The sequence below is a fragment of the Streptomyces sp. GL_148 genome (genome assembly GCF_057834205.1).
This window is the reverse complement of record NZ_CM174396.1, coordinates 2887805-2913275: the sequence shown is the minus strand read 5'-3', so window position 1 is coordinate 2913275 and position 25471 is coordinate 2887805. Positions and strand designations below refer to the sequence as shown.

General features: G+C 70.4%; 22 protein-coding genes and 2 tRNA genes. 21 read left to right on the top strand and 3 right to left on the bottom strand.

Going from position 1 to position 25471, the window contains the following annotated elements; all coding sequences use genetic code 11:
• Nucleotides 1-335 precede the first annotated feature (335 nt).
• The 5 genes from rplU to galE all read left to right on the top strand — a co-directional run bounded on the left by rplU (nucleotide 336) and on the right by galE (nucleotide 5336).
• On the top strand, nucleotides 336-656 hold the full coding sequence (rplU, locus tag AC3IYI_RS13450) for a 50S ribosomal protein L21 (protein ID WP_489410401.1): 321 nt from the start codon (nucleotides 336-338) through the stop codon (nucleotides 654-656).
• A gap of 13 nt (nucleotides 657-669) precedes the next feature.
• Entirely contained in the window at nucleotides 670-924 is a 255-nt protein-coding gene (rpmA, locus tag AC3IYI_RS13445; RefSeq protein ID WP_048480572.1) for a 50S ribosomal protein L27, read from the top strand.
• 180 nt (nucleotides 925-1104) lie between these two features.
• Nucleotides 1105-2547 carry a GTPase ObgE gene (gene obgE / locus AC3IYI_RS13440; protein WP_489410400.1) on the top strand — a complete coding sequence of 481 codons (1443 nt, stop codon included), beginning with the start codon at nucleotides 1105-1107 and terminating at the stop codon, nucleotides 2545-2547.
• Nucleotides 2548-2678: 131 nt separating this feature from the next.
• Nucleotides 2679-4301 carry a glycosyltransferase family 2 protein gene (locus AC3IYI_RS13435; protein WP_489410399.1) on the top strand — a complete coding sequence of 541 codons (1623 nt, stop codon included), beginning with the start codon at nucleotides 2679-2681 and terminating at the stop codon, nucleotides 4299-4301.
• A 45-nt stretch (nucleotides 4302-4346) separates the two neighbouring features.
• Nucleotides 4347-5336: a UDP-glucose 4-epimerase GalE gene (galE, locus tag AC3IYI_RS13430; RefSeq protein ID WP_489410398.1), complete on the top strand. Its 990-nt coding sequence runs from the start codon at nucleotides 4347-4349 to the stop codon at nucleotides 5334-5336.
• A 111-nt stretch (nucleotides 5337-5447) separates the two neighbouring features.
• On the opposite strand, the gene AC3IYI_RS13425 is transcribed toward galE, so the two are convergent.
• The gene (locus tag AC3IYI_RS13425; RefSeq protein WP_489410397.1) at nucleotides 5448-6623 is read right to left on the bottom strand and encodes a glycosyltransferase; all 1176 of its coding nucleotides are present in this window, start codon (nucleotides 6621-6623) and stop codon (nucleotides 5448-5450) included.
• Nucleotides 6620-9499, bottom strand: a complete 2880-nt coding sequence (locus AC3IYI_RS13420; RefSeq protein ID WP_489410396.1) for a bifunctional glycosyltransferase/CDP-glycerol:glycerophosphate glycerophosphotransferase — start codon at nucleotides 9497-9499, stop codon at nucleotides 6620-6622. Before AC3IYI_RS13420 ends, AC3IYI_RS13425 begins: the two co-directional genes overlap by 4 nt.
• Nucleotides 9500-9652: 153 nt before the next feature.
• Between AC3IYI_RS13420 and AC3IYI_RS13415 the strand changes: the two genes are divergently transcribed.
• The 7 genes from AC3IYI_RS13415 to AC3IYI_RS13385 all read left to right on the top strand — a co-directional run bounded on the left by AC3IYI_RS13415 (nucleotide 9653) and on the right by AC3IYI_RS13385 (nucleotide 16149).
• Nucleotides 9653-10654, top strand: coding sequence for a glycosyltransferase family 2 protein (locus tag AC3IYI_RS13415; protein WP_489410395.1), 1002 nt, complete (start codon nucleotides 9653-9655; stop codon nucleotides 10652-10654).
• The gene (locus AC3IYI_RS13410) at nucleotides 10654-11112 is read left to right on the top strand and encodes a GtrA family protein (protein WP_489410394.1); all 459 of its coding nucleotides are present in this window, start codon (nucleotides 10654-10656) and stop codon (nucleotides 11110-11112) included. Before AC3IYI_RS13415 ends, AC3IYI_RS13410 begins: the two co-directional genes overlap by 1 nt.
• A gap of 115 nt (nucleotides 11113-11227) precedes the next feature.
• Nucleotides 11228-12355, top strand: coding sequence for a glutamate 5-kinase (proB, locus tag AC3IYI_RS13405; RefSeq protein WP_489410393.1), 1128 nt, complete (start codon nucleotides 11228-11230; stop codon nucleotides 12353-12355).
• Between the two features lie 82 nt (nucleotides 12356-12437).
• Nucleotides 12438-12851, top strand: a complete 414-nt coding sequence (locus tag AC3IYI_RS13400) for a hypothetical protein (protein WP_489411522.1) — start codon at nucleotides 12438-12440, stop codon at nucleotides 12849-12851.
• 114 nt (nucleotides 12852-12965) lie between these two features.
• Nucleotides 12966-14243, top strand: coding sequence for a glutamate-5-semialdehyde dehydrogenase (locus AC3IYI_RS13395; protein ID WP_489410392.1), 1278 nt, complete (start codon nucleotides 12966-12968; stop codon nucleotides 14241-14243).
• A gap of 77 nt (nucleotides 14244-14320) precedes the next feature.
• Entirely contained in the window at nucleotides 14321-14881 is a 561-nt protein-coding gene (locus tag AC3IYI_RS13390; RefSeq protein ID WP_489410391.1) for an SCO2584 family spore wall biosynthesis protein, read from the top strand.
• A gap of 68 nt (nucleotides 14882-14949) precedes the next feature.
• A complete protein-coding gene (locus AC3IYI_RS13385) occupies nucleotides 14950-16149 on the top strand; it encodes an SCO2583 family membrane protein (protein WP_489410390.1) in 1200 nt (399 codons plus the stop codon).
• Here the strand turns inward: AC3IYI_RS13385 and AC3IYI_RS13380 are convergent.
• Complete coding sequence (locus AC3IYI_RS13380; protein WP_489410389.1) at nucleotides 16133-17257, bottom strand: M48 family metallopeptidase; 1125 nt, start codon at nucleotides 17255-17257, stop codon at nucleotides 16133-16135. The genes AC3IYI_RS13385 and AC3IYI_RS13380 overlap by 17 nt on opposite strands.
• A gap of 141 nt (nucleotides 17258-17398) precedes the next feature.
• Here AC3IYI_RS13380 and AC3IYI_RS13375 point away from each other — a divergent pair, with 141 nt between their 5' ends.
• The 9 genes from AC3IYI_RS13375 to leuS all read left to right on the top strand — a co-directional run bounded on the left by AC3IYI_RS13375 (nucleotide 17399) and on the right by leuS (nucleotide 25351).
• Nucleotides 17399-17566 (top strand): hypothetical protein, encoded by a 168-nt coding sequence (locus AC3IYI_RS13375; RefSeq protein WP_266877591.1) that lies wholly within the window; start codon nucleotides 17399-17401, stop codon nucleotides 17564-17566.
• 89 nt (nucleotides 17567-17655) lie between these two features.
• Nucleotides 17656-18273 (top strand): nicotinate-nucleotide adenylyltransferase, encoded by a 618-nt coding sequence (gene nadD / locus AC3IYI_RS13370; protein WP_243334788.1) that lies wholly within the window; start codon nucleotides 17656-17658, stop codon nucleotides 18271-18273.
• A gap of 24 nt (nucleotides 18274-18297) precedes the next feature.
• Nucleotides 18298-20049, top strand: a complete 1752-nt coding sequence (locus tag AC3IYI_RS13365; RefSeq protein WP_489410388.1) for an LCP family protein — start codon at nucleotides 18298-18300, stop codon at nucleotides 20047-20049.
• A 140-nt stretch (nucleotides 20050-20189) separates the two neighbouring features.
• Nucleotides 20190-20636, top strand: a complete 447-nt coding sequence (gene rsfS, locus AC3IYI_RS13360) for a ribosome silencing factor (protein ID WP_250739445.1) — start codon at nucleotides 20190-20192, stop codon at nucleotides 20634-20636.
• 32 nt (nucleotides 20637-20668) lie between these two features.
• Complete coding sequence (locus AC3IYI_RS13355; protein ID WP_489410387.1) at nucleotides 20669-21367, top strand: histidine phosphatase family protein; 699 nt, start codon at nucleotides 20669-20671, stop codon at nucleotides 21365-21367.
• A gap of 111 nt (nucleotides 21368-21478) precedes the next feature.
• Nucleotides 21479-21551: transfer RNA gene (locus tag AC3IYI_RS13350), tRNA-Ala, on the top strand.
• 136 nt (nucleotides 21552-21687) lie between these two features.
• A complete protein-coding gene (locus tag AC3IYI_RS13345) occupies nucleotides 21688-21921 on the top strand; it encodes a hypothetical protein (protein WP_007264019.1) in 234 nt (77 codons plus the stop codon).
• 211 nt (nucleotides 21922-22132) lie between these two features.
• Nucleotides 22133-22205: transfer RNA gene (locus AC3IYI_RS13340), tRNA-Ala, on the top strand.
• 257 nt (nucleotides 22206-22462) lie between these two features.
• Nucleotides 22463-25351 (top strand): leucine--tRNA ligase, encoded by a 2889-nt coding sequence (leuS, locus tag AC3IYI_RS13335; protein ID WP_489410386.1) that lies wholly within the window; start codon nucleotides 22463-22465, stop codon nucleotides 25349-25351.
• Nucleotides 25352-25471: the final 120 nt, after the last annotated feature.

The following is a 25471-nucleotide window of genomic DNA, read 5'->3' as shown; positions in this document are numbered from 1 at the left end:
GGAGCCGTGCTCCCGGCCCTGCGGCGCGACGGCGGACCCCGGCCGTCCGGATGGCCGACGGGAGCCGTGCGGGGGTGTCGGCGGCACCGTACGGCCCTCCCGGCGGGCCTCGCCCGGTGCCCGGTGCCCGTCTCCAAGGCCCCGCGGGACCCCGGTTTGACCCCTCCGACCGGGCCCCGTAACCTAGGGCGCTGGCGTGTCTATGCGCACGCCAATCCACTGAGCACCTCACCTCCCGGACCGCCTCGCGGCTGGATCGGGGGAGGCCGGCCTGCGGTTGACGCGGGGCCGGCTGGCTTCAGGGGTTCCCGAACTCGAGTGAGAGAGAGATCCGCGTGTACGCCATCGTGCGCAGCGGTGGTCGCCAGCACAAGGTTGCTGTCGGCGACATCGTTGAAGTTGACAAGATTCCCACTGCCAAGGTTGGCGACACGGTCGAGCTCTCGACCCTGCTCGTTGTCGACGGCGAAGCCGTGACCAGCGACCCGTGGGTCCTGGCCGGCATCAAGGTCCAGGCCGAGATCGTGGACCACCACAAGGGTGAGAAGATCGACATCCTTCGGTACAAGAACAAGACCGGCTACCGCCGTCGCCAGGGTCACCGCCAGCAGTACACGGCGATCAAGGTCACCGGTATCCCCGCGGCTGCGAAGTAAGAGGGACTGAGACATGGCACACAAGAAGGGCGCATCGTCCACCCGGAACGGGCGCGATTCCAACGCTCAGCGGCTCGGCGTGAAGCGCTTCGGCGGTCAGGTCGTTTCCGCTGGTGAGATCCTCGTCCGCCAGCGCGGCACCCACTTCCACCCGGGTTCGGGTGTCGGTCGTGGTGGCGACGACACGCTGTTCGCGCTGCAGGCCGGTGCGGTCGAGTTCGGCACGCACCGTGGCCGCAAGGTCGTCAACATCGTTCCGGCTGCCTGATTTCAGCTCCTGCTGAATCGGTAGTCCGAAGCATCCCGAGGGCGGATCTCAACTCTTCCCGGCGCGAGCCGGGAAGAGAGGTCCGCCCTCGGCGCGTTGTCACATAGACACGTTTAATGGGTAGCAAGGCCTACCCCCCGGGCTTTCCGGGATATTCCCGCTGTATCTGGAGGAACAACCATGACCACCTTCGTGGACCGCGTCGAGCTGCACGTCGCCGCGGGTAACGGGGGCCACGGCTGCGCCTCCGTTCACCGGGAGAAGTTCAAGCCGCTCGGCGGCCCCGATGGCGGCAACGGCGGCCGTGGCGGCGACGTCATCCTGGTGGTGGAGCAGTCGATCACCACCCTGCTGGAGTACCACCACAGCCCCCACCGCAAGGCCACCAACGGCAAGCCCGGCGCGGGCGACAACCGTTCCGGCAAGGACGGCGAGGACATGATCCTGCCGGTGCCGGACGGCACCGTCGTCCTCGACAAGGAGGGCAACGTCCTCGCCGACCTCGTCGGCCAGGGCACCACCTACGTGGCCGCCGAGGGCGGCCGCGGCGGCCTCGGCAACGCGGCGCTCTCCTCCGCCCGCCGCAAGGCGCCCGGCTTCGCGCTCCTCGGCGTACCCGGCACCGGCGGCGACGTCATCCTGGAGCTCAAGACCGTCGCCGACGTGGCGCTGGTCGGCTTCCCGAGCGCCGGCAAGTCCTCGCTGATCTCGGTGCTCTCCGCGGCCAAGCCGAAGATCGCCGACTACCCCTTCACCACCCTCGTCCCGAACCTGGGCGTCGTCACCGCCGGCTCGACGGTCTACACGATCGCCGACGTCCCGGGCCTCATCCCGGGCGCCAGCCAGGGCAAGGGCCTCGGCCTGGAGTTCCTGCGCCACGTCGAGCGCTGCTCGATCCTCGTGCACGTCCTGGACACCGCCACCCTGGAGTCCGACCGCGACCCGCTCGCCGACCTCGACGCCATCGAGGAGGAGCTGAAGCTCTACGGCGGCGGCCTGGAGAAGCGTCCGCGCCTCGTCGTCCTCAACAAGGTCGACATCCCCGACGGCAAGGACCTCGCCGACATCGTGCGCCCGGACCTGGAGGCCCGCGGCTACAAGGTCTTCGAGGTCTCCGCGGTCTCCCGTACGGGTCTCAAGGAGCTGTCCTACTTCCTCGCCGAGGTCATCGCGAAGTTCCGCGCCCGTACGCCGAAGCAGGAGGCGACCCGCATCGTCATCCGTCCGAAGGCCGTTGACGACTCGGGCTTCACCATCGCCTACGACGAGGCCGAGGACGTGTACCGCGTGCGCGGCGAGAAGCCGGAGCGCTGGGTCCGCCAGACCGACTTCAACATCGACGAGGCCGTCGGCTACCTCGCCGACCGGCTCAACCGCCTCGGTGTCGAGGCGGCACTGAAGAAGGCCGGTGCCCGCGCCGGTGACGGCGTCGCGATCGGTTCCGACGAGGACGCGGTCGTCTTCGACTGGGAGCCGACCATGATGGCCGGCGCCGAGATGCTGGGCCGCCGCGGTGAGGACCACCGTCTGGAGGCGCCGCGTCCGGCGACCACGCGCCGCAAGGAGAAGGAAGCCGAGCGGGATTCCGCTCAGAAGGAGTACGACGAGTTCCGTCCCTTCTGACGGGTGCCGTAGCCGAGGGCGACGGCCGGGTCTCCGGCCGTCGTCACAGGCGCCTCACAGGATTCCGTTTGTCCCCCGTGAGGGTGACGCGTCTTAAGGCCGCGTTTACCCGGGTGGCCTAGGATCCATGGGTGACGAGCACCCATACCCCCACTGTTGCCGTCGTCGTGATCGCGTACAACGATGCCGAGCTCGTCGGGCAGGCCGTTTCCTCGGCTCTCGCCCAAGGCCCGGTCGTCGCCGAGGTCATCGCGGTCAACGACGCGTCCAGCGACGGCACCGCCCAGGTGCTCGACGAGCTGGCGGCCCGCCACCCCCGTGTGAAGGTCGTGCACCGCACGGAGAACAGCGGAGGCTGCGGCACCCCCCGCAACGACGGGATCGCGGCCGCGACCGCCCCGTACGTCATGTTCCTGGACAGCGACGACGTCCTGCCCGCCGGGGCGATCGACGCCCTGGTGCGCGCGGCCGGGGAGCACCGCTCGCCGGTCACGGTCGGCTCCTGCGTCCGCCGTGAACTGCCCGAGAGCCGCGACGTGCCCTGGGTGCCCGGCCTGTACACACCGGGCGAGGTCATCGACCGCCCGGCGGACCGGCCGGAGCTGGTCCGTGACACCCTCTGCGTCAACAAGCTGTACGAGCGGGCCTTCCTGGACATGCACGGGATCCGCTTCCCGGACGGCCGGTTCATCTACGAGGACTTCGTGTTCACCGCCCGCGTGCTGGCGGCCCGCCCCCGCATCGCGGTGATCGGCGACCTCGTCTACGTGTGGCACGTGCGCCGCAACGCCGCCCAGGTGTCCATCTCCCTGGACCGCAAGGACGTCGGCAACTTCAGGGCCCGCGTGGAGGCCCACCGCGTGGCCTCCCGCCTCATGACCGTCTCTTCTCCCGAGCTGGGCCGGGCCTGCCAGGTCAAGTTCCTGGAGTACGACCTGCGCATGTACCTGCGCGAGCTCGGCCAGGACCCCGGCTACCAGGCCGCCTGGTGGACGCTGACCCGTGACTACGTCGCCGGGTTCTCCGACGCCGACATCGAGGCCGCCGGGGCGCACGCCCGCTGGATCGTCCGGGTGCTGCTCGCCACCGAGGCGCCGCCGGCCCCCGCCGACCTGCGCCGGCTGACCCGCTTCGCCGCCGACCCGCCCCGCCTGCTGCCCCCGTACGCGACCGGCCCCCGCGGAGTGCCGGTCTGGAGCGACACGCTGCCGGTGGAGCTGGACGGGATGGACCAGCTGGAGACGGCCGAGCTGCCCATCACCGCCGACGCCGAACCGAACGGCTACGCAGGGCTCCGGATCCAGGTGCACGACCTGTACGGGCGCCTCGCCGCGGCCGGCCCGCGCACCGTGCAGCTGCGCTTCCAGCCCCGGGGCGACCAGGGAGAGCCGCTGGTCTCCGAACCGGTGGAGCTCACCCCCGCCGGGGACGGCGACCGGTGGACCGCGGACCTGCCCTTCCGGCTCACCACACTGGCGGGCATCGGGCGGGGCGAGGGCAGGCGGGGCCTGCAGGCGTGGGACGTGAAGCTGAGCGTGGAGTGCGCCGACGGGAGCTCCGTCCTCACCTCCCCGCGCCCCCTCAGCCGCCTGCTTCACCGGCGGGTGCTGCCCAGCAGCCGGTACGGTGTGCTGTTGGCGCAGCCTTACCGCACGACCGGCGGATCGCTGGCGCTGAGGCTCGCGCCCGGTGCCACGGGCGTCATGAGCCTGGCCCGCCACCGGTTCAACCGGGCCCGCATAGTCCGCGGCTAGGGCGGGACCCTGAAGAGAAGCACGAACGGGACTGAGGAGACACGCATGACGTTTCTGATCACTGGTGGTGCCGGTTACATCGGGGCGCACGTCGTCCGCGCGATGCTGCTTGCGGGTGAGGAGGTCGTGGTTCTGGACGACCTCTCCACCGGCAACGCCGACCGCGTCCCGAAGGGCGTCCCGCTGGTGGTCGGTTCCGTGCTCGACCGGCAGGTCCTGGACGAGACCTTCGCCCGCCACCGCATCACCGGCGTGGTCCACCTCGCGGGCAAGAAGCAGGTCGGCGAGTCCGTCGAGAAGCCGCTGCACTACTACGAGGAGAACGTGGGCGGCCTCACCGTCCTGCTCCAGGCCGTGGCCGCCGCGGGCGTGCGCAACTTCCTCTTCTCCTCCTCCGCCTCCGTGTACGGGATGCCGGACGTGGACCTCGTCACCGAGGACACCCCGTGCCTGCCGCTGAGCCCGTACGGCGAGACGAAGCTCGCGGGCGAATGGCTGGTCCGCGGCGCGGGCAGGGCCCACGGCATCTCCACCGCCTGCCTGCGCTACTTCAACGTGGCGGGCGCCGCGACCCCGGAGCTCGCCGACACCGGGGTCTTCAACCTGGTCCCGATGATCTTCGAGCGGTTCGACAAGGGTGAGGGCGCCCGGATCTTCGGCGACGACTACGAGACCCCGGACGGCACCTGCATCCGCGACTACATCCACGTCGCCGACCTCGCGGAGGCCCACGTGGTGGCCGCCCGCAAGCTCGTCGAATGGGGCGCGCAGGGCGAGTACAAGGACCTCACCGTCAACATCGGCCGCGGCGAGGGCGTCTCCGTCCGCGAGATGGTCGAGCTGGTGAACGAGGCCACCGGGCACACCGATGCCGCCTACGCGCCCGCGGTCTCCCCGCGCCGCGCCGGCGACCCGGCGAAGGTCGTCGCCTCCGCGGACCGGATCTCGGCGGAGCTGGGCTGGAAGGCCCGCCACGACGTGCGCGAGATGATCACTTCGGCCTGGGAGGGCTGGGAGGCCCACCGCACGGCCTGAACCGGTCGCCGGTACCACGTACGAAGCCGCCCGCCCCGGTCGATTCCGGGGCGGGCGGCTTCTTCGTACGTACGGTGCGGGGCTCGGTCCGTCGGACTCAGCCCGCCGGGCTCAGCGCTCCAGGAAGGAGAACAGCTCCTCCCACCGGTCGGTGATCTCCACGCTGGAGTAGCGCTGCACGTTGTGGAAGGCGGCGTCGCCGAGCCGGTCGCGCAGTTCCCGGCTCGCCATCAGCCGGTCCAACTGCCCGGCCAGCTCCATCGTGTTGCCGAGCCGGGCCAGCAACCCGTCCTCGCCGTGCGTCACGATCTCCCGGACACCCGGCGCGCAGTCGAAGGCGGCCACCGGCACACCCGCGGCCATCGCCTCCAGCAACGTGATCGGGAACCCTTCGGCGCGCGAGGCCTGGGCGAAGACTGAGGCTCCGTTCAGCGCGCCCAGCACATCGCCGGTGCTGCCCATCCACTCCACGGAGTCCTCCAGGCCGAGCCCGGCGGCGTGCGCCCGCAGGGTCGCCTCCTCCACGCCGGCCCCGTAGATCCGCAGGACCCAGTCGGGGTGGTGCGGGGAGGCGTCCGCCCACGCGTCGAGGAGCAGGTCCATGCCCTTCTCGAACGCGAGGCGGCCGACGCTCGCCACGACCTTCCCGGTGCGCGGGGCGGGGGAGGCGGGCATGAACGGCAGCGGGTTCGGCATGCTGGAGACGTTCTCCATGCCCGAGCGGATCCAGAGGTCCGCGTCCTCGGGGGTCAGCACGAGCATCCGGTCGACCTCCCGGTAGTACCGGCGGACCCGCTGGCCCCGGGAGGACTTGCTGCTGGCCTCGAAGGACTCGTGGCTCATGCCGATGACCGTGCACCCCTTGGTGTCGGCGAGGGCCACCCACTCCATCGCCCAGACCTGAGTGACGATCACCACGGCGCCGGGGCGGGCCGCGCGCAGCAGCTCGCCCAGCTGGTCCGCCTTGGCCCGCATCGTCGCCCGGCGGGCCGCCTGGCGGCGCCGTTCGGGCGCGTTGAGCCGGCCCTTGATGCCGTGCAGCCGGCGGGCCGCCGCCGGGTGGGATGCGTAGAGCGTGGTCACCGCGTAGGGGAGGTCCGCCGGGAGGTGCTGGCGGAGCTCCTCGGCGACGGGGGTGATGCCGATGACGTGGACCCGGTGTCCGCGGTCGCTGAAGAGCCGGGCCATCTGGTGCGACCAGGTGGTCACGCCGCCGAGCTCGTCCACGCTGTTGGAGACGAGGAAGACGTCACGGCCGTCCGGGGCGGTGGAAGTCTGCTGGCTCACTTGCCGCTCCTGGTGAAGAACTTCTCGACGATCCGACGGGCCGCGTCCCCACGGTCGTACTCGCCGGTCTCGGCGAGGAAACGCCGACGCGCCTCGGCGTACTTGGCATCCGCCTCGTCGAAGGCGGCGAGGGCCTGGAGCAGTTCGTCCGCGGTGGCGACCACCGGGCCGGGGGCCTTCTCCTTGAGGTCGAAGTACGTGCCGCGGATGTCGTTCGCGTACTTCTCGTAGTCGTACGCGAAGAACAGCATCGGCCGGTCCAGCACCGCGTAGTCGAACATCACGGACGAGTAGTCGGTGATCAGACCGTCGGCGAGCGCCAGCAGGGGCGTGATGTCGTGGTGCCGGGACACGTCGATGACCCGGCCCGCGACCGACGGCGGCAGCGTGACGCTGTTGAGGTAGTGGGTGCGCACCAGCAGCGTGAAGCGGTCGCCGAGCCGGTCGGCGAACTCCTCCACGTCGAAGGGGAACGTGAAGCCCTCCACCGTGCCGTCCGCCCTCGCCCGGAAGGTCGGCGCGTACAGCAGCACCTTCTTCTCCGGGTCGATGCCGAACTCGCCCGCCAGGGCGCCGCGGATCCGCTCGCCGCTGTCCGCCTCGGCGCGGTGGGCCGCGACCAGGGCGTCGTTGCGCGGGTAGCCGGTGCGCAGCAGCACCTCGTCACGCAGCCGGAAACCCTTGGCGAGGGTGCGGGCGTCGTGCTCGGAGCGGATCAGGAAGTGGTCGAAGCGGTCGACGGCCGCCTGGAAGCGGCCCTGGCCGGCACGGTCCTGGGCCTTGGTGCGGGGCTCGTGGAAGCCCATCCGCTTGAGCGCCGAGCCGTGCCAGGTCTGGATGTACGTGGTCCCCGGGCGTTTGGTCAGCGCCAGCGGGAAGCCCTGGTTGTCGATCCAGTACTCGGCCTGCGCCAGCGCCCGCAGGTAGGCCCAGCTCCACCGCTTGACCAGGGTGGCCTCCTTGGGGAAGCCGGTGGGTTTGGCGCCCGCGTACGACCAGATCGCCTCGAACTGCGCGCCGGAGCGCACCAGCTCCTCGTAGATCGCCTTCGGGCTGTCGCTGTACTGCTTGCCCATGTGGCTCTCGAAGACGACCGTGCCCTTCTTGACGGGCAGCTTCGAGAAGACCTCGTGGTAGACCTTCACCTTCTGCTCGCCCGAGCCGAAGTTGCGGCGGGCCCGCAGGGCCTTGCGCAGGCTTCGCTTGACCAAGCCGGCGGCCTTGCCGTGCATCGCACCGTCGATCAGCGTCTGGGTGCGCACGGCGGCGGCGCCCTCGGCGGTCAGGACGTAGGAGAGGTTGCCCTTCTTGGTCATCTCCGGCTCGAAGCGGTCGGAGACCAGCCGGGTCAGCCTCGGGCGCACGCGCAGCCGGGCCGCCTTGTCCAGGTCGACCCCGCCGACGGAGACGCGGGTGGTGAGGCGGTCGTCGCCGGCCGTCAACTTCAGGCGTACGTCCCAGACCGCGTCGATGATGCCGAGCGGGCGGACGGTGCTGCCGATGTCGGCCGTGATCTTCCACTCGATCGTGTCGCCCGCGTGCCGCACGGTTGCCACCGGGAAGGTGAAGGAGCGGACGCCGATCTGCCGGCGGGCACGGAACTCCAGCGAGGCCTTCAGCTGTACGTCCGGGTGGATCCGGCCCAGCGGGTTGACCACGGCACCCGACAGGGTGACGGTGCCGCGGCCGTCGTCCTCGTACGCGGTGAGGCGGTTGCCCAGCGTCAGGGAGGCGAGCGGCGCGCCGACGTAGGGCTGGTCGGTGACGTCCAGTATCCGGCGGGCCGTATCGGCGTCGGGGCCGTCGATGTGCCGGTCGCACCAGTAGACGCGCCCGTCGCGCTCGGCGAGCGGGGAGGTCAGCCGGCCCTGGTTGGTCATGGCGTCGGCGGCGGGCAGGAGGTTGTCCCAGTCCTCCTTGCCGAGCAGGTAGGCGCAGATGGTCTGGAGGTCGCTGACGTTGTCGTACGCGGCCGGGTCGATGCCGGCCAGATAGCCGTTGGCGAGCCGGGCGAACTCCTGGCGGTAGGTGTCACCGAGCAGGGGCAGGTCCCGCAGGTGGAGCACCAGGTCGTGCTTGAGGAACTTGATGTCCTTCGCGGACTTGATCTCCGCGTGGCCCTTGGCCGCCAGTAGTTCGTCGACGCGGCGGTGGATCTCCATCCGGTGGACGAAGTTCTCGATCTCGTGGCGCCGGTTGCTGATCGACTTCGCCGAGGCCTTCTCGATCACGTTCCAGTAGTAAACGTGGTTCGGGATGAGCGTGATGCGGCGGGCGGCGACGTAGGCCTGCGCGGAGAAGAGCAGGTCCTCGTAGTGGATGCCCACCGGGAACTCCAGGCCCTGCTCCAGCAGGAACGCGCGGCGGTAGCACTTGTTCGTGGAGAGGGTGTCGTAGACCAGCAGGTCCGGGTACTCGGTGATCGACTCCAGCGTGCGGGTGCGCGCGTAGATCCACGGGTACCACTCGGTGGTCTTGCCCGAACGGCTGTCGAGGTGGACCCGGACGCACATGCCCGAGACCAGGTCGGACCCGGTCCGCTCGGCGGCGTCCAGCATGTTGCGGCAGGCGTTGCGTTCCAGCACGTCATCGCTGTCCAGGAACATGACGTAGGTGCCGGTGGCCTGCTTGATTCCGTGATTGCGCGGGGCGCCGCAGCCCCCGCTGTTCTCCGGCAACCGGAAGGCGCGTACCCTCCCCGGATGCGCGGTCTCGAGCTTCTGGGCGACCGCGTAGGACCCGTCCTTGCTGCAGTCGTCGACGATCACGACTTCGACCCCGTGCAGGGTCTGGTCCAAAGCCGACTGGACTGCTGCCGGGAGACGCTCTGCGTCGTTGTAGACGATGACGACCACGGAGACGTCAGGCACGTGCACCTCGATCCCTCGTTTTCATTGCGCTTATCCCGTCAAAGCTAGCGTGCGCCGCCCTCGCCCCCGGAGCGCTTCCACCGGCGTGCATACTTCTATGAGAGGTGAGTGGCAGGTCCGGTCGCCGTAATCCACCCGTTCGGACCGCAGGAAGTGTTCATGAAGCTGTCTGTAGTAGTCCCTTGCTACAACGAGGAAGCTGTCATCGACAGCTTCGACACGGAGATCCGCAAGGTTCTGGATGCCCTGCCCGTCGAGTACGAGGTCTGCTACGTCGACGACGGCAGCCGCGACGGGACCCTGGAAAAGCTCCGAAAGATCGCGGCGCAGTTCACCGACCAGACCCGCTACGTCTCCTTCAGCCGGAACTTCGGCAAGGAGGCCGGCATGCTCGCGGGCCTGCGCGAGGCGACCGGCGACGCCGTGGTCATCATGGACGCGGACCTCCAGCACCCGCCGGAGCTCATCGCCACCATGCTCGACTACTACCGGCAGGGCCACGACCAGATCATCGCCCGCCGCACCCGCGAAGGGGACAAGAAGCTCCGCAGCGCGCTGAGCCGCCTCTACTACCGTGGCGTGAACCGCTGGGTCGACGTGGAGCTCACCGACGGCGTCGGCGACTTCCGGCTGCTGTCCCGCCCGGCCGTGGACGCGCTGCTGTCGCTGCCCGAGTACAACCGCTTCTCCAAGGGCCTCTTCTCCTGGATCGGCTTCGACACGGTCCACTTCGACTACCGCAACGCGCAGCGCGAGGCCGGCGAGACGAAGTGGAAGTTCGGCGCCCTGCTGAACTACGGCATGGACGGGCTCATCTCGTTCAACAACCGGCCGCTGCGCATCGGTATCTGGGTGGGCGTGTCGCTGGTGGGCCTGACGGGTCTCTACGCCCTGTGGATCACCGTCATGGCGATGACCAACGGGGTGGAATCCCCGGGATACGTCACCATCGTCGGGCTGATCGCGGGCCTGGGCGGCGTTCAGATGATCATGCTGGGTCTGATCGGCGAGTACATCGGCCGCATCTACTACGAGACCAAGCGCCGGCCGCACTTCCTGGTGAAGGAGTCGCACGGCACGGACCGGACGGGCGCGCCCACGGACATCCGGGACGCGCAGGTGCCGACGGACCAGGCCGTGATCGCGGAGCGAAGCAACTGATGTCACGCACGGGGAACGGGCAGCCGGCGACCGACCGGAAGACCCAGCTCGGCCAGATCGTCCGCTTCGGTCTGGTGGGCGGGGTCAACACCGGAACCTTCTACGTCCTCTACCTGCTCCTGCACCCGTGGATGCCGTACTTCGCCGCCTACTCCCTCGCCTTCGTGCTGGCGATGGTCGGCTCGTTCTTCATGAACACCTACTTCACCTACCGGACCCGGCCGACCTGGAAGAAGTTCCTGCTCTTCCCGCTGACCAACATCACGAACTACGTGATCCAGTCCGCCGGCCTGTACGCCCTGGTGAGCTGGGCGGGCATGAACACCAAGATCGCGCCGCTGGTCGCGGCCGTCGTGGCGATCCCCTTCACCTTCGTCCTCTCCCGCAAGATCCTCATTCCGGGGAAGGCCGGCGCGGCCGAGGAACCGGAGCAGGCCCCCAGCGCGTCCACGGTCTGAAACCGGAGGGCGGCCCCGCCCGGGCACCCCGTAGATTGGGCGGGCGGGTCCGCAGCTTCGTGCGCGCGCTCGTACCGGTGTGTGTTCGGCGAGGTTCAAGGGTCAGGGGACAGAAGTGTCAGCGGCTAGGCAGGGTGTGCTCGACGCGCGCAGGATCGTGGTCAAGGTCGGCTCCTCCTCCCTGACCACGGCCGCCGGCGGACTCGACGCCGACCGGGTGGACGCGCTGGTCGACGTACTGGCCAAGGCGCGCAGCGGTGGCGAGAAGGAGATCGTCCTGGTCTCCAGCGGAGCCATCGCCGCCGGACTCTCCCCGCTGGGCCTGCGCCGCCGTCCCACCGACCTGGCCCGCCAGCAGGCCGCCGCGAGCGTCGGCCAGGGCCTGCTCGTCGCCCGCTACACGGCCTCCTTCGCCCGGTACGGCGTCCGCGTCGGCCAGGTGCTCCTGACCACCGACGACACGAGTCGGCGCGCGCACTACCGCAACGCCTACCGGACCCTGGACCAGCTCCTGGCCATGGGGGCGCTGCCCGTGGTCAACGAGAACGACACCGTCGCCACCGACGAGATCCGCTTCGGCGACAACGACCGCCTCGCCGCACTCGTGGCCCACCTGGTCCGCGCCGACCTCCTCGTCCTGCTCTCGGACGTGGACGGCCTCTACGACGGGGACCCGTCCCAGCCCGGCACCAGCCGCATCGACGAGGTGCGCGGCCCCGCGGACATCGCCCACGTCACCATCGGCAGCGTCGGCAAGGCGGGCGTCGGCACCGGCGGCATGGCCACCAAGATCGAGGCGGCGCGCATCGCCGCGGCGGCCGGCATCCCGGTCGTCCTGACCTCGGCCAGCCAGGCGGCGGACGCCCTCGCCGGGCGGGAGACCGGCACCCTCTTCCACTCCACCGGACGCCGCTCGACCGACCGGCTGCTCTGGCTGCAGCACGCATCCGCCCCTCAGGGACACCTCGTCCTGGACGAGGGAGCCGTCCGCGCGGTGACCGAACGCGGCAGCTCGCTGCTGCCCGCCGGCATCGCCGCGGTCGAGGGCGACTTCGTCGCCGGGGACCCCGTGGAACTGCGCTCGGCCGACGGCCGGGCGGTGGCGCGCGGCCTCGTCAACTTCGACGCCAAGGAGCTCCCGCAGCTCCTCGGCCGCTCCACGCGCGAGCTCGCGCGGGAACTCGGACCCGAGTACGAGCGGGAGGTCGTCCACCGCGACGATCTGGTCCTGCTGCAGGGCTGAGGTTCGGTAAAACCGCCGCGCGGTGAGCCGAGGACTGGTCAACTGTGAGGGGCGGACACGCGTAGCGCAGACAAGGAGGCGGCTGGTGAGACGAGCGCTGACCAGCGTCGGCACCGGGGACGGTGACGTCGGAGGGACCGGGGAGGACCGGGACGCCTCCCGTCTCTGGCACATCACGCTGAGCGTCTCCGGGAAGCCCGCGCCGCTGTCCGACGTACGCCGTGGGCTGGAGCAGCTCGCCCATGACCACCCCTTCCTGCTGACCAGCCGCTACGCCGACGACCACGCGGAAATCCGCTACTGGGAGGAAGCCCGCGACCTCCACGACGCGGCAGCCGTCGCGCTGCGGCTCTGGGGGGAACACCGGTCCTCGGCGAAGCTCCCGGCCTGGGAGATCGTCGGCCTGGAGGTCATCGACCGCGCCACGTACCACCAACGCGTGGCCGAAGGCTACGGCCCACCCCCGGCCCACCCCATGGGCGTGCACCCCTACTAGACGCACCGCTCGCACCACTCGGCCCTGGCGGGCCGCGCGAGCGGCGCGTCAAAAAGGCGTCTCGGGGGGTGGAACCCCATCGGGGCCGGGCCTGGCGGGGATTACCCTGGCCGCATGACCTCGCTCGATGCCACGACCTCGCCCGTGATCGCCACCGCGCAAGCGGCCCGCACCGCCGCCGCGGCCATCGCCCCCCTCCCGCGGTCCGCGAAGGACAAGGCCCTGCTGGCCATCGCGGACGCGCTGGAGGCCCGTACGGCCGAGATCGTCGAGGCCAACGCCGTCGACACGGCGAAGGCGGCCGCCGCCGGGACCAGTGAGACCGTCATCGACCGTCTCACCCTCACCCCCGACCGCATCGCGGCCATCGCCTCCGACGTCCGCGACGTCGCGGCCCTGCCCGACCCCGTCGGCGAGGTCGTCCGCGGCTCCACCCTCCCCAACGGAATCGACCTCCGCCAGATCCGCGTCCCGCTCGGCGTCGTCGGCATCATCTACGAGGCCCGCCCCAACGTCACCGTCGACGCCGCCGCCCTCTGCCTGAAGTCCGGCAACGCCGTCCTCCTGCGCGGCTCCTCCTCGGCCTACGCCTCCAACACCGCCCTCGTCGCCATCCTGCGCGACGCCGTCGCATCGGCCGGCCTCCCCGCCGACGCCATCCAGCTCGTACCGGGCGAGTCGCGCGACTCCGTCCGCGAGCTGATGCGCGCCCGCGGCCTCGTCGACGTCCTCATCCCGCGCGGCGGCGCCTCGCTCATCAAGACCGTCGTCGAGGAGTCCATCGTCCCGGTCATCGAGACCGGTACCGGCAACTGCCACGTCTACGTGGACGCCCAGGCCGACCTGGCCATGGCCGTGGACATCCTCGTCAACTCCAAGGCCCAGCGCCCCTCCGTCTGCAACTCCGCGGAGACCCTGCTCGTCCACCGGGACATCGCCGACGCCTTCCTGCCGCTCGCCCTGGACGCCCTCGCCGACGCCGGCGTGACCGTCCACGGCGACGAGCGGGTGCTCGCCTACGCACAGGACTCCAAGGTCACCGCCCTCCCCGCCACCGACGAGGACTGGGCCGCCGAGTACCTCTCGTACGACATCGCCGCCGGTGTCGTGGACTCCCTCGACGAGGCGGTCGCCCACATCCGCCGCTGGACCTCCGGCCACACCGAGGCGATCGTCACCACCTCGCAGGCCGCCGCGCGCCTCTTCACCCAGCTGGTCGACTCGACCACGGTTGCCGTGAACGCCTCCACCCGGTTCACGGACGGTGGCCAGTTCGGCTTCGGCGCGGAGATCGGCATCTCCACGCAGAAGCTGCACGCCCGGGGCCCGATGGGCCTTCCCGAGCTCACCTCGACCAAGTACATCGTCACCGGCGACGGTCACGTTCGGTAGTCGACCGCTGAACACGGTGTGGCCGGATTTCGGCTTACACCCTGCCCAAAGGTGTCCCTCAGGTCTACGCTGGTCTCGTGCCGGACGACGTGGGGGGCAAACCGTTCCCGGACGACGGGGAGCCCGACGACGACCGCGGAGGCGCGGACAAGGACTTCGCCTCCGTGGTGTTCGACGAGGACTTCGTCCGGAACGCCGAGATCCGTGAACCGAGCGCCGCAGAGCGCCAGCGGGCCGGCGACCGGGCGCGCGCCGAGGCGGCCGAGGCCGCCCGCGCCGCCTTCGCCGGCGGCTGGACGGGCGACGAGGACTACGACGCGTACGCCTACGGCGGCGCCGACGGGTACCACTCCGAGGACTCCGGCTGGGAGCACGGCCACCCAGCCGCCTCCGCGGAGGGCCCGTACGGTGCCTACGGCGGCAGCCTGCGCCCCTACCGCGGCCGCTCGCCGTGGCTGCGCCCGGTGGCCTGGGTGCTCGCCTTCGTGATGGGCCTCGGCATGATCGCGCTCGCTTTCAGCGCCGTGTACCGCAGCGCGGCGAGCGACGCCGAGCAGGCTCCGGCCCCCGCCAGCACCCCGATGGGTGAAGTCACCGGTGCCGGAGCGTTTATGGACCGCGTCGGCCGCCAACCCTGAAGGTACGACCCCGCTCCGCATCGCCGGAGCCGGGGGCTTCTCTGGAGCGGGGACGGCGGGGAGAAGCGATGGCCATGCCAGGAGATCCGCCCAACGGCACCCCCGAGGGTGCCGGCGGGGCCGACGACGAGTTCCGGGCCGACGAGTACCGGTCGGTGGTGTTCGACGAGGACTTCGTCCGGGCTGCCCGGCTCCAGGAGTTCTCCGCACAGGAGCGCATGGGCGAGCACGCCCGCGCCGTACGGAGCCGGTCGATCTGGTCGAGCGGCGGAGTCCATCCGGGCCCCCGCAGCGGCTCGGGCGGCGGGGCGGCCCGGCAGGGCCGGATCATCGTGCTGTGCATCGCCCTGGCGCTCGCCGGCGCCGTCTACATGGGGCTGCGCAATCCCTACGTGCCGCCCGCCGGGGACCCGGCCGAGGCGATGAGCAGCACCGTCGTCCCGCTCGCGCCCTCCGAGGCCGTGCCGGGCGGCCGGCCCGCCGACCTGTACGCGCACAGTCCGGCGGCCCAGTACCGCGTCGGGGCGGCCGGGATCGCCTTTCCCGGCGTGCGCCGTACCCGGCACTTCAGCGATGAGCAGGTCCAGACCGCGCTGACCATCGCCAAGGACTACCTGGTGCAGTCCTCGCTGGACCCCGACGTCCTGTCCGGCGAGGCCTCCCGGCCGGTGCGCGTGCTGCTCGACCCCGACCAGCTGATGCAGTTCGACCAGAGCATGCTCGCGCCTGCCGGCAACGGGCGGCACGCCGTCACCGGCTGGCTCGTCCGCTTCGACCCGGCGACCGCCGTGGTGGCCGACACCAGGGTCCGGGTCAGCGGGGTCCTCGCCTTCGCGGAGAGCGCCCCCAACGCGCTGGAGGTGACCTCCGACCACACCTTCGTCTACGCCGTGCGCCCGGCCACCGGCCAGCCGGCCGTGGCGGACGGCGCCTCGCTCTTCACCGTCCGCCGGGAGCTGAGGCTGCGCTTCGACCGCGACGACCTCACGGCCCGGCGGGCGGAGCTCGTCTCGGCCTACGTGATGGCGGGCCCGCAGGCCTGCTCGGCCGATCCGGCCGGAGGCTTCCGCCCGCTGCTGGCCGGCGCCGGGCCTTCCACCAGCGGCCCGGCGGCGACCGACCCGTACGCCAGCGGCAGTCCGCGCCGGACGGCCGGGCTGTGCGGGATGCTCGCGCCGACGGCCACCCCGGAGCCGCCGGAGCCACCGCAGTCGCAGTCCCCGGCGTCCCCGGCCGCTTCGGGGCAGCGTGTCAGCCCTGCTCCGTAGCACCGCCCTTGCCGGTGTCCTTGTTCTCGCCGCTGCCGCTGCCGCTGCCGCCGCTGGTGCCCGAAGCGCCGCTCGCAGCCGTGGCACCCATACCCGAAAACTTGTCCCGCAGCTTGCCGCCCAGGTCCGCCGTACCGCCGGCGATGTCGCCGACCAGCTTCATCAGCGGGTCCTTGCTCGTGCGCACCGTGTCGGCGTAGTGCGCGGCGGACTGCCGGAAGGAGTCGGTCACCGAGGTGTCCTTGTCCTCCTCGCGCCGCGGGTAGTGGCCGTCCATGATCCGCTGGTGGTCCCGGGTCTGTGACCACTTTTTCAGCTCGGCCGCCCGCACCGTGGTGAAGGGGTGCGTCCGGGGCAGCAGGTTGAGGATCTTCAGGACGGAGTCGCGCAGGTCGCCGCTCTTCTCGTACTCCTCGGCCTGGGCGAGGAACGCGTCGACATTCATCTCGTGGAGGTGGTTGCCGCCCGCGAGCTTCATCAGCCCGCGCATCGAGGCGTGCAGGTCCTGCCCCACGAGCAGGCCCGCCCGGTCCGCGGACAGCTCCGACTTGCGGAACCACTCGCGCAGCGCCGTCACGAGCCCCATGATCGCCACATTGCCCAGCGGGATCCACGCGACCTTGAGCGCCAGGGTCGTCAGGAACAGCAGGATCGTGCGGTACACGGCGTGCCCCGACAGTGCGTGGCCCACCTCGTGGCCCACCACCGCCCGCATCTCCTCCTCGTCGAGGAGCTCGACGAGGCTCGTGGTGACCACGATGATCGGCTCGTCCAGCCCGATGCACATGGCATTGGGCTTCGGGTCCTGCTGGACGTACATCTGCGGGACCTTCTCCAGGTCCAGGATGTAACAGGCGTCCAGGAGCATCGCGTGCAGATGCGGGAACTGCGTCTCCCCCACCCGGACGGAGTCCGACAGGAAGAGCAGTCTCAGACTGCGTTCCGGCAGCAGACCGCTCAGTGTCTTGAAGACCGTGTCGAAGCCGGTCAGCTTGCGCAGGGCCACGAGCGCGGACCGGTCCGCCGGATGCTCGTACGCCCGTGAGGAAATACCGGGGAACCTCTTGCGGTCCCGCGCCGGTGCCTTCTCGAATCCCGTCCCCGTCATAGCGCCCTCCCCGTTGATGTGTGCGGCTGGCCGCCCGTCTATCCTCTCCAACGCCTGAGTCGGCGTGAGCGTGCCCCAGGCCCCCGCATACGATGTGAGCGAAATCTCCGCCCGCTCCCCGACCCGATAGGTACCTGCCTGATGAGCCTCGCCTCCACCGCCCACAACCTGGTCGTCCTCGCCTCCGAGGGAGCCGAGAAGCACGGCGGCAACCACGACAGCCTGAGCCCGTACCTGACCGGTGGCGCCGCCTTCGGCATCCTCCTGCTGATGCTGTGGGTCACCACGCGCCTGAACCGGGACCGCTGAAGCCCAGAACGCCCAGTCCGTCGAGTACGTCGCGTACGCACCCGTAGGCGGGTCCCTGCCGCGCCACCGGGCCAGTAGGCTCTGCGCTCATGGGAGAGCAGGAAATGCCTACCGGCCCGGTCAAGCGCAGGCTCGGGGTGATGGGCGGGACATTCGACCCGATCCACCACGGACACCTGGTGGCCGCCAGTGAGGTGGCCGCGCTGTTCCACCTCGACGAGGTGATGTTCGTACCGACCGGCGAGCCGTGGCAGAAGTCGCAGCGGGCCGTGTCGTCCGCCGAGGACCGGTACCTGATGACGGTCATCGCGACCGCCTCGAACCCGCAGTTCTCGGTGAGCCGCATCGACATCGACCGCGGCGGCCCGACGTACACGATCGACACCCTGAGGGACCTGAGCGCCCTCAACGACGACGCCGACCTGTTCTTCATCACCGGCGCCGACGCCCTTGCACAGATCCTGACCTGGCGGAACGCCGAGGAGCTCTTCGCCCTCGCGCACTTCATCGGCGTCACCCGGCCGGGCCACGTGCTCACCGACGACGGCCTGCCCGAGGGAGGCGTCTCCCTCGTCGAGGTTCCGGCGCTGGCCATTTCGTCCACGGACTGCCGTGCCCGTGTGGCCAAGGGGGATCCTGTCTGGTACCTCGTGCCCGACGGCGTGGTCCGCTACATCGACAAGCGTGAGCTGTACCGGGGAGCCTGAGCTTCCGGAGAGAGGGGCCCCGCGGTGAACGACCGACACGAGCCGTACGACCCGTATGCCGGCCAGGAGCAGCAGCTCGTCGGCTACGACGCGTACGGGCGGCCGGTGTACGGCCAGGTGCCCGCGCAGCCCGCCCCCGAACCCGGGCCCCCCTACGGGCAGCAGCAGTACGAGCAGGGCTACGGCTACGACTACCAGGGGTACGGCGGGCAGCAGGCCCAGCATCCCCAGCAGCCGGCCCCGCAGTACTACCCGCAGCAGCCCCAGCAGCCCCAGCAGCCCCAGCAGCAGTACCCGCAGACCCCCCATGCGCCGCAGTACGGGTACGACACCCAGTCCACGCCGCAGTACGACACCCAGGCCACCCAGCAGTGGATCCCGCAGCAGGCCGCTCCCGAGGCTCCGGCGCAGGCGCCCCTGCGGGCCCCCGCGCCCGAGCCGGAGTTCCGTCCCGCCGCGCAGGTCCCGGAGCCCCGCCGGGCGGGCGACGGGCCGGGCGCGCAGGGGCAGGGGCCCGGGTACCAGACCGAGCAGTTCGCCTTCATCGACCAGCCGGACGAGGACTCCGAGGACGTCATCGACTGGCTCGCCTTCACCGAGAGCCGGACCGAGCGCCGCGAGGAGGCCCGCCGGCGCGGCCGCAACCGGGTGGTGGCGCTGATCGTCGTCCTGGCGCTCTTCGTCGTCGCGGGCCTCGGCTACCTCTGGTACGCGGGCAAGCTGCCGTTCCTGGAGGCCCCCGGCAAGGCGTCGAACGGCGCGGCCGTCACGGGCCCGCAGAAGCGCGACATGATCGTCGTGCACGTGCACAACACCAAGAAGGGCGGCACCTCCACGGCGCTGCTCGTCGACAACGTGACCAGCAAGAAGGGCGCCACCGTCCTGGTGCCGAACACGCTGAACGTCTCCAAGGACGACGGCACCACGGCCCAGCTGGGCAAGGCCGTCGAAGACGGCGGTCTGGGCGTACGGGAATCCCTCGACTCCGTCTTCGGCACCCGCATCGGCGGCACCTGGCGGCTGGACACCCCCTTCCTGGAGAACTTCGTCGAGCTGGTCGGCGGCATCGAGGTCGACACCGACGTGGCCGTCCCGGCGGACGACGCGGCGAAGGTGCCCGCCGTCGGCCAGGGCCCCAAGCAGAGCCTCAGCGGTGCGATGGCCGTTGCCTACGCCACGTACCGGGCGCAGGGCGAACCGGAGGCCAAGCAGCTGGACCGGCTCGGCAAGGTCCTGCTGGGCCTGCTGCGCAAGGTGCCCGGCGATCCGAAGTCGGCGGCGATGACCGTGGAGACCACCGGCCAGATCCTGGACCCGGCGCTGAACGCGCAGACGCTGGGCGCGCTGCTGGCCAAACTCGGCGAGCACGCCAAGGTGGGCGCGTACCGCACCGACGTGCTCGGGGTGAAGCCGGACGGCGGCCTCACGGACGAGGCCAACAAGAAGGTGGTCAAGGAGGTCCTCGGCGGCTCCGTCACCGAGGCCCAGCCCGGCGCCCTGCCGAGGGTCGGTCTGAAGGACGCGACCGGCGACGACAAGACCAACACGGCGGCGAAGGCGGCCCTGCTCAACGGCGGCTACACCCTGGTGGACGGCGGCAAGGCCGACAAGACCGCGCCCACGTCGCAGATCACGTACCAGGACGACGCGCAGCGGGAGAAGGCGATCGAGGTCGCCAAGACGCTGGGGCTGCCCGAGACGGCCGTGAAGAAGGCCGAGAACGCGGTGAACGCGGACGTCGTGGTGACGCTGGGCAAGGATTACAAAGCGTCCTGAGCCCTCGGAGGCCTACTGCGGCCTACTCCGGCGGCGCCCCTCGGGCGCGGCTCCGCCCGCGCGGCACGCTGCGCGCGGGCGGTGTCGGCGGTACATGAGACCCTTGTAAGGATCTGCCCGCCAACCCGAAAGCATGGCCAGTGACCGCCACGGACCGCTCCATCGAGCTCATCACCGCCGCCGCCCAGGCCGCGGCCGACCGGCTCGCGCACGACATCATCGCGTACGACGTCAGCGATGTGCTGTCGATCACCGACGCCTTCCTGCTCGCTTCGGCCCCCAACGACCGCCAGGTCAAGTCGATCGTCGACGAGATCGAGGAGAAGCTCCTGAAGGAGCTGGGCGCCAAGCCGGTGCGCCGCGAAGGCGACCGCGACGCGCGCTGGATCCTGCTCGACTACATCGACATCGTCGTCCACGTGCAGCACAGCGAGGAGCGCGTCTTCTACGCGCTGGAGCGCCTGTGGAAGGACTGCCCCGAGATCGACCTCCCCGAGGACGCCAAGCTCACCAAGGGCAAGGCCGAGGAGCACGCCGCGCTGCGTGCCGCGCAGGGCGATGACGAACTGGACGGTGATCTGTTCTGAGCGCGACCCACGACGGCACGACCCCTGAGGGTGTGACCCGCGAAGGCACGGCCGCCGACGGTACGGCCGGCGGCGGTACGACCAGCGGCAACGGCCGGACCAGCCGCAAGATCGTCCTGTGGCGGCACGGTCAGACCTCGTGGAACCTGGAGCGCCGCTTCCAGGGCTCCACGGACATCGAGCTGACCGAGGCCGGTGTGGCGCAGGCGCGCCGTGCCGCCCGGCTGCTCGCCTCGCTCAAGCCCGATGCCATCGTCGCCTCGGACCTGATGCGCGCCTCCGCCACGGCTTCCGAGCTGGCGGCCGTCACGGGTCTGGCGGTGACGCACGACGAGGCGCTGCGCGAGACGTACGCCGGCGAATGGCAGGGCCTCACGCACGACGAGATCCTGGACAAGTACGGCGACCAGTACGCGGCGTGGAAGCGCGGCGAGGCGGTCCGCCGCGGCGGCGGCGAGCTGGAGACCGAGGTCGCCGACCGGGCCGCGCCGGTGGTGCTGGAACACGCCGACCGGCTGCCCCCCAACGGCACACTCGTTGTGGTCAGCCACGGCGGCACCATCCGTACGACGATCGGCCGCCTGCTGGGCCTGGAGTCGTACTACTGGGAGGGCCTGGGCGGGCTCTCCAACTGCTGCTGGTCCGTCCTGGGCGAGGGCGCGCGAGGCTGGCGGCTGATGGAACACAACGCCGGCACGCTGCCCGAACCGGTGCTCGGCGACGACGACTGAGCCCACTCGGAGCGGCTCCCACCCGGATTTCACTTTCCGGCTGGTCACAGGCTAGAGTTCTTCTTGTTCGCAGCGCAGAACACCGGAAACGGGGGGAGCGTCGCGGAGAGCGGGGCTATAGCTCAGTTGGTAGAGCGCCTGCATGGCATGCAGGAGGTCTGGAGTTCAATTCTCCATAGCTCCACAATCAAGATCCCGTCCCCAACAGGGGGCGGGATCTTTGCTTTTGTCCACAGCTGCCCGAGCGAGCACCGGCATGGCAGAATCGGACGGCCGGAGGGGGACGACGACGGCCCGACGCGGGAGGGAGTCGCTGACGGATGGGTGCACACCGGCGGCGGTGCGACTGGTGCAACAACGGCACGCCGATCGTGCGGGACATGGAGCCGGTCAACCCCGACTACCAGTACTGGTGCGAGGAATGCGCGCGGGCGCTGATCATAAAAGGCGACCCCATCGAGACGTACCGCGAACTGGAGGGCGAGCCGATCTACGGGCGGCTGCTCGACGAGCACTGCACGCTGAAGCGGTTCTACCAGTTCGCCCGGGCGTGACGCCGGGCGGGCGGCGCGCAGGGCGTGTGGTGCGCAGAGGTGTGTGGTGCGCGGGATGCGCAACGAGCCGGGACATGTAACGAATCGCCATGAAACGGACATGGCCCGGGACTCGCGGAAACCGATTTTTGGACCAGGCCCATCACCGTGTAATGTTTGGGATGTCGCCAAGGGGAACCGGAAACGGGCCACGAAGCGGCAGGCAAGACGAGGGGCTATAGCTCAGTTGGTAGAGCGCCTGCATGGCATGCAGGAGGTCTGGAGTTCAATTCTCCATAGCTCCACAGTGAAGAAGCGGGCCACCGGAAACGGTGGCCCGCTTCTCGTTGTGCGTCCACCGGCCGGAAGGGCAGAGCGCCCCTCGAGGCCGCTGCGGTACCCTGACGCCATGCGTGCCGTACGCCTTCTGCTTACCGAGCCGCGCTGAACAGTTCCGACCCCACGAAGCGGTCGGCCCCGGCGCGGCGCCCCCTCCTGTGCGAGGGGTTTTTTCGTTTGGGCAGCAGAACCGGCAGAGACGATCGATGGAGCTTCAGGAATCATGAGCGAGACGAACACCCCGGCCCCCGAGGCGGCCGAGGCGCACCGTTACACGGCTGCCATGGCCGCCGACATCGAGGCACGCTGGCAGGACGTATGGGACGCGCAGGGCACGTACGAGGCCCCGAACCCGACCGGTGACCTGGCCGGCACCGAGTCTTCTCAGGCTGCGGCCGTCGTGGCGCGCCCGAAGAAGTTCATCATGGACATGTTCCCGTACCCCTCGGGCGCGGGCCTGCACGTCGGCCACCCGCTCGGGTACATCGCCACCGACGTCTTCGCCCGCCACCAGCGGATGACCGGCCACAACGTCCTGCACACCCTGGGCTTCGACGCCTTCGGCCTGCCGGCCGAGCAGTACGCCGTGCAGACCGGTACGCACCCGCGCGTGTCGACCGAGGCGAACATCGAGAACATGAAGGTCCAGCTGCGCCGGCTGGGTCTGGGCCACGACAAGCGCCGGTCGTTCGCGACGATCGACCCGGACTACTACAAGTGGACCCAGTGGATCTTCCTGCAGATCTACAACTCCTGGTACGACGTGGACGCCGCGAAGGCCCGGCCCATCGCCGAGCTGGTCGCCGCCTTCGAGGACGGCTCCCGTGAGCTGCCCGGCGGCGCCTCCTGGGCCGCGCTGAGCGCGGGCGAGCGGGCCGACGTACTGAACGAGCACCGGCTGGCGTACGCCTCGGACGCGCCCGTCAACTGGTGCCCCGGGCTGGGCACCGTACTGGCCAACGAGGAAGTCACCGCCGACAACCGGTCCGAGCGCGGCAACTTCCCCGTCTTCAAGTCCAAGCTGAGCCAGTGGAACATGCGGATCACGGCCTACGCCGACCGCCTGATCGACGACCTGGACGCGCTGGACTGGCCCGAGGCCATCAAGCTGCAGCAGCGCAACTGGATCGGCCGCAGCGAGGGCGCGCGCGTGGACTTCGCGGTCGGCGACGGCGACGCCATCACCGTCTTCACCACCCGCCCCGACACGCTGTTCGGCGCCACCTACATGGTGCTGGCGCCCGAGCACGAGCTGGTCGGGAAGATCGTCCCGGCCGAGTGGCCCGAGGGCACCCACCAGCTGTGGACCGGCGGCAACGCGACCCCCGCCGAGGCCGTGGACTCGTACCGCAAGCAGGCCGCCTCGAAGTCCGACGTCGAGCGGCAGGCCGAGGCCAAGGACAAGACCGGTGTCTTCACCGGCGCGTTCGCGGTCAACCCGGTCAGCGGCGACCTGGTCCCGGTCTTCATCGCGGACTACGTGCTGATGGGCTACGGCACCGGCGCGATCATGGCCGTTCCGGCGCACGACAGCCGCGACTTCGAGTTCGCGCGCGCCTTCGAGCTGCCGATGCGCTGTGTCGTCCAGCCGACGGACGACCGCGACGCCGACCCGCTGGAGTGGGAGGACGCGTTCTCCTCGTACGACGGCACCATCGTCAACTCCACGGGCGAGGGCGTCTCGCTGGACGGTCTGGGCGTGATCGAGGCCAAGACCGCGATCACCGACTGGCTGGCCTCGCGCGGCATCGGCGAGGGCACCGTCAACTTCCGGCTGCGCGACTGGCTGTTCAGCCGCCAGCGCTACTGGGGCGAGCCCTTCCCGATCGTCTACGACGAGGACGGCGTCGCCCACCCGCTGCCCGAGTCGATGCTGCCGCTGGAGCTGCCGGAGGTCGAGGACTACTCGCCGCGCACCTTCGAGCCGGACGACGCCACCTCCAAGCCGGAGACCCCGCTGTCGCGCAACGCGGAGTGGGTCAACGTCGAGCTGGACCTGGGCGACGGGCGCGGGGTGCGCTCGTTCCGGCGCGAGACCAACACCATGCCGAACTGGGCCGGCTCCTGCTGGTACGAGCTGCGCTACCTGGACCCGAACAACGGCTCGGCCCTGGTCGACCCGGAGATCGAGCGGTACTGGATGGGCCCGCGCGAGGGCCAGCCGCACGGCGGCGTCGACCTGTACGTGGGCGGCGCCGAGCACGCGGTGCTGCACCTGCTGTACGCGCGCTTCTGGTCCAAGGTGCTGTTCGACCTGGGACACGTCTCCTCGGTGGAGCCTTTCCACAAGCTGTTCAACCAGGGCATGATCCAGGCGTACGCGTACACCGACTCGCGCGGTGTGTACGTCCCGGCGGCCGAGGTCGAGGAGCGGGACGGCGGCTACTTCTACCAGGGCGAGCCGGTGAAGCGCGAGCACGGCAAGATGGGCAAGTCCCTGAAGAACGCCGTCACGCCGGACGAGATCTGCGAGGAGTACGGGGCGGACACCCTGCGCCTGTACGAGATGGCGATGGGCCCGCTGGACGTCTCGCGTCCCTGGGACACCCGTGCCGTGGTCGGCCAGTACCGGCTGCTGCAGCGCCTGTGGCGCAACGTGGTGGACGAGGAGACGGGCGCCGTGACGGTCGTCGACGCGGAGCCGGACGAGGCCACCCTGCGCGCGCTGCACAAGGCGATCGACGGGGTCGGCGGCGACATGACCGGGCTGCGCTTCAACACCGCCATCGCGAAGATCACCGAGCTGAACAACACCCTGACGAAGGCGGGCCGGCCGCTGGAGCGTTCCGTCGCGGAGCGGCTGGTGCTGCTGGTGGCCCCGCTGGCGCCGCACATCGCGGAGGAGCTGTGGCAGCGGCTGGGCCATGGCGAGTCGGTCGTCCACCAGGACTTCCCGGTCGCCGACCCGGCGTACGTCGTGGACGAGAGCGTCACGTGCGTCGTCCAGATCAAGGGCAAGGTCAAGGCCCGCCTGGAGGTGTCCCCGACGATCTCCGACGCAGAGCTGGAGCAGCTGGCGCTGGGCGACGAGGCGGTCGTGGCGGCGCTGGGCGGGGCGGAGATCCGCAAGGTGATCGTGCGCGCGCCGAAGCTGGTGAACATCGTCGTCTGATGTCTCCGTCTGACGTCTCCGTCTGAGGCGTCCGTCTGACGCGTCTAGGGGTATTCCCGTACGGGCAGGTTGGGGGTTCGATTGGAACCCGCGGCCTGCCCGTGGCGTTTACGGTGGAAG